Origin of the sequence: Microbacterium sp. Kw_RZR3 (assembly GCF_029222405.1) — a bacterium.
Taxonomy (GTDB): Bacteria; Actinomycetota; Actinomycetes; order Actinomycetales; family Microbacteriaceae; genus Microbacterium.
Genome location: NZ_JARHXC010000003.1, coordinates 1 through 7062, shown reverse-complemented (window position 1 = coordinate 7062; position 7062 = coordinate 1). Strand labels below are relative to the sequence as shown.

Annotated in this window: 9 protein-coding genes; 3 read left to right on the top strand and 6 right to left on the bottom strand. The window is 71.4% G+C overall.

All coding sequences use genetic code 11. From position 1 onward, the window contains the following. Positions 1-150 precede the first annotated feature (150 nt). Entirely contained in the window at positions 151-1341 is a 1191-nt protein-coding gene (locus tag P2P98_RS00130; protein WP_275796004.1) for an FAD-dependent oxidoreductase, read from the bottom strand. A 65-nt stretch (positions 1342-1406) separates the two neighbouring features. Then, a complete protein-coding gene (locus tag P2P98_RS00125) occupies positions 1407-1733 on the bottom strand; it encodes an ATP-dependent DNA ligase (protein WP_275796008.1) in 327 nt (108 codons plus the stop codon). A gap of 248 nt (positions 1734-1981) precedes the next feature. On the opposite strand from P2P98_RS00125, the gene P2P98_RS00120 reads away from it, so the two are divergent. Continuing rightward, positions 1982-2344 (top strand): sugar ABC transporter ATPase, encoded by a 363-nt coding sequence (locus P2P98_RS00120; protein WP_275796002.1) that lies wholly within the window; start codon positions 1982-1984, stop codon positions 2342-2344. 110 nt (positions 2345-2454) lie between these two features. Here P2P98_RS00120 and P2P98_RS00115 read toward each other — a convergent pair whose 3' ends face one another. The 4 genes from P2P98_RS00115 to P2P98_RS00100 all read right to left on the bottom strand — a co-directional run bounded on the left by P2P98_RS00115 (position 2455) and on the right by P2P98_RS00100 (position 5365). Next, complete coding sequence (locus tag P2P98_RS00115; RefSeq protein WP_275796000.1) at positions 2455-3435, bottom strand: glycosyltransferase family 2 protein; 981 nt, start codon at positions 3433-3435, stop codon at positions 2455-2457. A gap of 3 nt (positions 3436-3438) precedes the next feature. Beyond that, positions 3439-3639: a CDGSH iron-sulfur domain-containing protein gene (locus P2P98_RS00110; protein WP_275795998.1), complete on the bottom strand. Its 201-nt coding sequence runs from the start codon at positions 3637-3639 to the stop codon at positions 3439-3441. Continuing rightward, positions 3636-4607 (bottom strand): iron-containing redox enzyme family protein, encoded by a 972-nt coding sequence (locus P2P98_RS00105; protein ID WP_275796006.1) that lies wholly within the window; start codon positions 4605-4607, stop codon positions 3636-3638. Before P2P98_RS00105 ends, P2P98_RS00110 begins: the two co-directional genes overlap by 4 nt. Positions 4608-4909: 302 nt before the next feature. Then, complete coding sequence (locus tag P2P98_RS00100) at positions 4910-5365, bottom strand: Hsp20/alpha crystallin family protein (protein WP_058615312.1); 456 nt, start codon at positions 5363-5365, stop codon at positions 4910-4912. Between the two features lie 233 nt (positions 5366-5598). On the opposite strand from P2P98_RS00100, the gene P2P98_RS00095 reads away from it, so the two are divergent. Then, entirely contained in the window at positions 5599-6480 is an 882-nt protein-coding gene (locus P2P98_RS00095) for a manganese catalase family protein (protein WP_275795995.1), read from the top strand. Positions 6481-6497: 17 nt separating this feature from the next. Next, positions 6498-7043, top strand: coding sequence for a DUF2231 domain-containing protein (locus P2P98_RS00090; RefSeq protein WP_275795994.1), 546 nt, complete (start codon positions 6498-6500; stop codon positions 7041-7043). Positions 7044-7062 lie beyond the last annotated feature (19 nt).

The window sequence follows — 7062 nt, the reverse complement described above, 5'->3', positions numbered from 1 at the left end:
GGGCGCCCCGGATGCCGGGTCGGCGCCGGGTGCCGGGTCGGCCCGCCGGGTGTCGCGAGCGGGCGGGTCGCGCGGACGTTGGGTCGGCGCTGCGCGGTCGCGCGTGCGAACGCCCCGACGCGCCGGGGCGGAACCGCCGGGAGCCCCGCGTCAGGCACGCCCCCGCAGGATCAGGTGCCAGTACACCCAGGGCAGCACCCGGCGGTCGGCGATCCAGGACAGGTAACGCTCCCGGTACAGCGAGCGCCAGAACGGGATCGTCGGCTGCAGCCGGCCCCACCGGTCGAACTCCGCGAACACGACCGTGCCGCGCGACACCGTGAACGGCACCACGCTGTACCCGTTGTACTTCTGGGTGGGCGCGCGTCCCTCCAGAACGGCGCGCAGGTTCTTCACGAGCGCCTTGGCCTGCTGGCGGATCGCTCCTCCCGAGCGCCGGGTGGCGACCGCCGCCGCGTCGCCGACGGCCCAGATCTCGGGATGCCGCGAGTGCTGCAGCGTCTCGGGATCGACGTCGACGAACCCGTGCGGATCATCGGATGCCGCGAGTCCACTGCCCGCGATCCACTCGGGCGCCCGCTGAGGAGGCACGGCGTGCAGCACGTCGTACTCCAGCGTCTCCTCCGCGTCGCCGCGGCCGATCGTGAGCGTGCGGGTCTCGGCATCCACGGATCGAAGGTCACGGCTGTAGCGCACCTCGATGCCGTACTCGTCGAGTTTGCGCCGCAGCTCGCGATCGATCGCCGGGATGCCGAAGGGCACGGGGTCGGGACACACGAAGACGACGCGGATGTCGTCGCGGACGCCGATCGCGCGCCACCAGTCGCACGCAAGGTACATGGGCTTCTGCGCGGCCGCGCCGCACGAGGCCGGCTCGGGCGGTTGCGTGAACACCACGGTCCCCGACCGGAGATCGCGCAGGACCGCGGAGGCCTTCGCGGCCAGCGCGTAGTCGTAGTTCGAGATGCCGGAGTCGGCGGCCATCGCCTCGGGCAGGCCGGGGACCTGTTCCCACGCCATGCGCATCCCGGCGCAGACCACGAGCTGGTCGTAATCGACTCGCCCGCCCGAGACGAGGTGGACTCGCCGGGTGTCGGCATCCACCGTGAAGACCTCGTCGCGCAGCCACCGCACCCCCGGAGGGATGACGTCGGCCTGGGGCCGCGCGGCCTCCGAGGCCCGGGCGGCCCCGCCGGCGATGTGCGACTGCAGGGGAGCGAAGACGTGGAGCGTCCGCGGTTCGATGACCGTGATGTCGGCCAGACCGGCGCGGTGCAGGCGCCCGGCGACCGACAGTCCGGCGTTGCCGCCGCCGACCACGACTATGCGGGGATTCGTCATGCCCTCACGCAACGTCATGTCGTGGACCCGCGCCAGCGCCTTGACAGCCGTGGTGGGTGACGCGCTTACGCGAAGGTGGCGGCGGGGAGGCTGTCGTCCGCGGGTTCCGGCACGACGTACAGACCGGTGGGGGAGTTCGCCGTCGACATCAGCGCTTCGAGCCACGCGCGGTTCACCGCCGGCGGACGTCCGCCGTTGAACTTGAACACGAGGTTCGCTCGGGGGTGAAGCCACACAGCGGTACGTCCGCCGCCCGTGCTGATGTCGTCCTTCCACACGAAGTAGAACGGCTCGCCCCGGCGCAGCTTGTTTCCGATCACGACCTGGAGGTGCGCCAGGAGGCGATCCTCGAAGTCGTTGCGAACGCCGCCCTCGTAGATGAACTTGCCCACGTATCCCTCTCCGCGGGCCATCCCGCTGCTGTGTCCGTGTCATCGAAGCCGCTCGCGAGCTCCACGCGGCCCGGCGCGCGCCGAAGGACGGCCGCTTTGCGTACGAGTTCCCGCACTTTCGCGTCGTCGGGTGGGCCGGCCTAGGTAGTTTTCCCCGTAGTCCTCGTCCTGCCCGTGGCGCTGTCAAGGGGCGGGGCGGTGCGCGTCGCCCGCGATGGGATGAAGGGGTTCAAACGAAAGGACCTCTCATGAGCGACGCCTCGATCGACCCGTCCACCCCCGACGTCCCCGTCACCGACTCCGACGGCGGTCTCTCGGGTGCCCAGCCCCTGCGCGACGGCGACACCTCCATCGAGCCCGACCCCGCGCTCGACCCCGCGCAGGCCGAGTGGGATGCCACGACGGCCGTCGATGCCGGTGTCGACCCCGAGGACATCAACCCCGCGACGGCGACCGGTGCCGACCCGGCCGAGATCCCCGCGGACGACAGCGACATCCCGCTCGAGGACATCCACCCGGAGTCGACCGGGACCGACTCGCAGGGGGAGGACTCCGGCATCGTCGAGCTCGGTGAGGAAGGCCAGGGCGACCTCGCTCCCGAAGACCTCTGATCACTTCGCGTCGTCCCGGACCTGCGGCGGGGCGGCGCGGGGCGAAGCTCCTGAGTTTCTGTGGTCCAACGGGCAGCAGGTCGCGGATCTCCGCCCCTGGGCCACGATTCTCAGGAGTTTCGTCCGCCGCGAGAGCGGACCGCGTCGTCCGTCATCCGGAGGCGCAGCGTCCGCAACGGTGTCGCCGCCAGCCGCAGACGTGCGCCGGCGTACGGCACGCCGCCGCGGAGCCGGAGTCCGACGGCCGCCCAGCTGCAGAGGCCGCGCTCGATGGCCCAGACCGGCACCCACAGCGACGCGGACCGTGGGTAGACGGCCCCACCGCCCGCGCGACGGCGACCGAGTTCCCCGAGCCCGATCACCGCGAGGGCGAGGAAGGCCAGGATGCCGCGCCGCCGACGCAGTCGCCACACGACGGGGATGATCGCCAGTTCGGCGATGAGCCGCGCGGGTTGGGCGTGGCTGTCGTACGCCTGACGGACGCGCTGTGACCAGAACCGGCGCGCGGACGGAGGTCGTCGGGGCACGAACAGGTCGCGCCGCGCGCGCACGCGCCCTCCGGCTGCGCGGATCGTTCGTTCCATCTCGCAGTTCTCGAACAGGGCGTCGGGGTCGTATCCGCGGGGCAGGGCGGGCCGGCGGAGCCCGTACGTCCCGGGGTAGTCGGCTCCGAGGGCGCGGTTTACCAGCGACCGCGCCGTGTCCCAACGGGCGTGCCAGGGGCACGGGACGAAGACGTTCTGCGGCTTGACCAGGTCGGCATCCTGAAGCTCCGTCACGAGGGCCGTGAGGCTGTCGGGCGTGTGGCGCACGTCGTCATCGGCGAGGACGACGATCTCGTGGCGCGCGAGGGCAAGACCACTCAGCACGCCGCGCACCTTGCCGTTCGCCCCGCCCTCGACGGCGGGCGGCACGTGGCGCACGTGCCCACCCCACGCGCGGGCGTGCGCGCGGAAGAACGCCGGCGCGGAACCGTCGACCACGGTCACGTCGATCCACCGCGACAGGTCGCGCAGATAGGCGGTCAGCTCGTCGAGGTCGCGGTCGTCGTGCCACCGCAGCGGCAGCACGTACTCGGCGTCGACGCGCACGGCTCAGTCGTCGGTGCGGAACCCGGATGCCTTGTGGGTGCCGTCGCAGTAGGGCTCGATCGTCGACAGGCCGCAGCGGCAGAGCGCCACCGTGCGCCGGGTTCGGGCGACGGGCTCGCCCTCGCTCGTGCGGATCTCGGCGTCCCCGCGGACGAGGAGCGGACCGTCGGGGTAGGCGGTGATGGTGACGGGGTCGTCGCTCATCGTGCATCCTCTTCACGCAACGACGATTCGCCCCGCGACCAGGCGTCGAGCATGTGCCGGCCCACCCGCGCATCGACCTCGAGGCACACCGCCGCGCCGAACAGGATGTCGGCGAGCAGGTCGGGGCGGTCTTCGGCGAGGGCGCCGGCCAGGTCGTGTCCGGCGATCTGTTCGTGCACCGCATCCGCTTCGACGTGCTCGTCGAAGTACTCGCAGACGTCGTCGTCGAACCCGAGCCGACGTAGCCCCTCGGCGTAGAGACGGTTGGGGATGGACGAGGTCATCTCGAACGCGGCGAGATGCCCGACGATCGCGCCCAGCAGGCGCCGATTGAGGCCGAACATCGACATGGCGTTGTGCGATGCGAGGGTCACGGCTGGCACCTCGTCGATGTACGCTCCGTACTCGGCATCCAGGCCTGCGGCGCGGACCGCGCGGGCGAAGAGGGTCGCGTGCACGCGGTCCGGGCGGCCGCCGCCGTACTCGTCGGACTGGATCTCGACGAGCGCCGCCTTCGGGCGCCCGGTCAACCGCGGGATCGCCCACGAGTGCGGGTCCGCTTCCCGGAGCGTGTAGATCGTGCGCTGGACGAGGAACTCGCGCGCCTGGTCGAGGGTCGCCTTCCGAGCGAGGTGGCGCGACAGGCTCGGGCCGGTGTCGGCGCCGGTCATCGTGAAGAGCGCGCGGGCCACGGCATCCGCTGTCGCCGCCGGAAGCGCGGGAACCTCGACGCTTCGCCGCAGCGAGAGATCGAAAGCCGTCTCGATCACGCGGCGCGTGGCGATGAGGCTCGGGTTCCACTCCAGGTCGTCGCGGAAGGCGGGGATGGATCCGTACGACGACGCGTACAGCGCGAACAGGGCCAGCTGCAGATCCTCGTCGCGTTCGATGTCGACGGATGCCGCGACGGCGGCGTCGGCGAGAGCCGTGTGGGCCGTGACGGCACCGTGGACGAGGTGGTCGAGCACGGCGGCGCTGACCGGGCCGCGCGGACGGAAGGGCAGGGCGGGCGCGACGGCGCGATCGTCCGGGGGGCTCAGGGGGGAGGGGATGGTGACAGACACCTCGGCACTCTGCGGCGGTCAGCGCGCTGCGCCGAGGGCCTTGACACCGAGCGCGGGCACGACCGGCCGTGCCCTCCGCGCACGCGGCGTTCGCCCCGCGCGCACGGCGGGGCGCGCCCGTCGCCTACCTTCACGGTTGCGCCCATGCACCACGCGCAGACGGCGAGGGGGCCGGCCCCGGAAGGCCGGCCCCCTCGTGGTGCGACTCACTGCTCGATGAGCTGCGGGGTGCTCTCGTGCGCTTCGATGACGCCGTCGTGGTCGTCGGTCGAGACGGCGATGCGGCGCGGCTTCGCCTTCTCGCTGACCGGGATCGTCACGCTCAGCACGCCGTTGCGGTACGACGCGCTGATGTTGTCGGTGTCGATGCCCTGGCCGAGGTTGAGCTGCCGCACGAACGAGGCCGTCTCGCGCTCGCGGGTGATCCACTTCACGCCCTCGCCCGAGGAGAGCGTCCGTTCGGCGCGGATCGTCAGCAGCTGACCGTCGACGTCGATGTCGACCGAGCCCGGGTCGACGCCCGGGAGGTCGGCGGCGAGGACGTAGTGGTCGCCATCGCGGTAGAGGTCCATCGGCATCCGTCGCGGTCCGCCGCCGCGGCGAGCGTCGAGAAGGGTCGACGCGAGGCGGTCGAGGTCGCGGAAGGGGTCGTAGGTGGCCATGTCGATACTCCTTTTCGATCTGTCCGTTGAAGTTGAGTCGTGTTCGCTCAACTGCGACCAGATTAGCACTCTCGGGATGAGAGTGCCAAGACCCCGGGTGCGCGATTGTCACGCACTCCGTGGCCGACGACAACCCCCGTGCCGAACCCGTCGAGCGACCCGTTTCGTAGCCCCCAACGCGCCACCCCGGTCGACCGACCGAGCATCCCCCCACGGCGCGGTGAGGAGAGACGATGTACTTCCACCGGCAAGAGCTCCAGCATTCCGCGACCCCCGAGAAGCCCGACGCGGTCTACGCCCGCAAGCTCCAGGAGGTGCTGGGCGGGCAGTACGGCGAGATCTCGGTCGCGATGCAGTACCAGTTCCAGGCCTGGAACATGCACATGCCCGGCAAGTACCGGGATCTCGTGTTCGGGATCGGCGCCGAAGAGATGGGCCACGTCGAGATGCTCGCGATCATGATCGCCCAGCTGCTCGAGAAGGCCCCGCTCGGCATCACCGAGGAGGCCGTGCAGAACGACCCGACCGTCGCCGCGGTCATCGGCGGCACCGACATCCAGCACGGGATCGTCGCGGGGGCCGGCGCGCGCCCGGTCGACTCGATGGGCAACCCGTGGCAGGGCAGCTTCATCACCGCGAGCGGCAACCTCCTCGCCGACTTCACGGCGAACGCGAACGCCGAGATGCAGGGGCGCGTGCAGGTCGCGCGGCTCTACCACCAGACCGACGACCACGGCGTGAAGGACCTGCTCGCGTTCCTGCTCGCACGCGACACCATGCACCAGAACCAGTGGGCAGCGGCCGCCGCCGAACTGCAGGCCGAGGGGCTCGAGAAGCTCCCGGTGCCGAGCAACTTCCCCCTCGACAAGGAGGATCGCGACGTGTCGTACCAGTACATCAATTTCAGCGACGGGAAGCAGGCCGGAGACGGTACCTGGGCCTCGGGCCCGACCCCCGACGGCAAGGGCGAGTTCACCTACCTGCCGGAGCCGCCCGCGGGCGTGCCGATGCCCCCGCCCACGCACCCCGACGCCCGGTTCTACGGCACGACCGAGCTGCCGAACACGGTCGAGAAGCTCGCCGGTCGCGCGCAGGACGCGCTGCACAAGGAATGAGCGGGGCGGATGCCGCGGTGCCGGGGCCCTCGACGGTCTCGGCACCGCGGAGCGGAGCGAGCTTCCCCGCGATGCGCGCGGCCAAGGTTCCCCGGGCGATCGTCGCGGGGCCGTACGGCCATCCGTTCCATCCGGTCGCGGTGACGATCCCGATCGGGGCGTGGTCGTCGAGCCTGGTGTTCGATCTGCTCGGGCTCGCCGCCGACGACCCTCGGGCTTTCGCGACGGGCTCGCGCTGGCTCATCGGAATCGGTCTCGGCGGGGCCGCGTTCGCCTCGGTGCTCGGGCTGCTGGACATGTCGCGCATCCCGTCCGGGACCCCCGCTCGCCGGACCGCGCTCGCGCACCTGGTGCTCAACGTCACGGCGATGGTGCTGTTCTCGCTCGGTCTGCTCGTGCGTCTCCTCGACCTCGGCCGCGTGCCGGTCGTCGCCTTCGCTCTGAGCGCCGTGGCTTCTCTCGGTCTCGGCGTCTCCGGCTGGCTCGGCGGCAAGCTCGCGTACCGCTGGGGCGTCCGTGTCGCCGACGAGAACACGCAGCGAGAGGGCTTCGAGACCGCTTGAGGGTCTCGTCGTCTCCGTT

What these genes read in the sequence shown, in the direction of transcription:
- P2P98_RS00130 (WP_275796004.1), bottom strand. Translation starts at nt 1,341, where the DNA reads ATGACGAATCCCCGCATAGTCGTGGTCGGCGGCGGCAACGCCGGACTG.
- P2P98_RS00120 (WP_275796002.1), top strand. Translation starts at nt 1,982, where the DNA reads ATGAGCGACGCCTCGATCGACCCGTCCACCCCCGACGTCCCCGTCACC.
- P2P98_RS00110 (WP_275795998.1), bottom strand. Translation starts at nt 3,639, where the DNA reads ATGAGCGACGACCCCGTCACCATCACCGCCTACCCCGACGGTCCGCTC.
- P2P98_RS00100 (WP_058615312.1), bottom strand. Translation starts at nt 5,365, where the DNA reads ATGGCCACCTACGACCCCTTCCGCGACCTCGACCGCCTCGCGTCGACC.
- P2P98_RS00095 (WP_275795995.1), top strand. Translation starts at nt 5,599, where the DNA reads ATGTACTTCCACCGGCAAGAGCTCCAGCATTCCGCGACCCCCGAGAAG.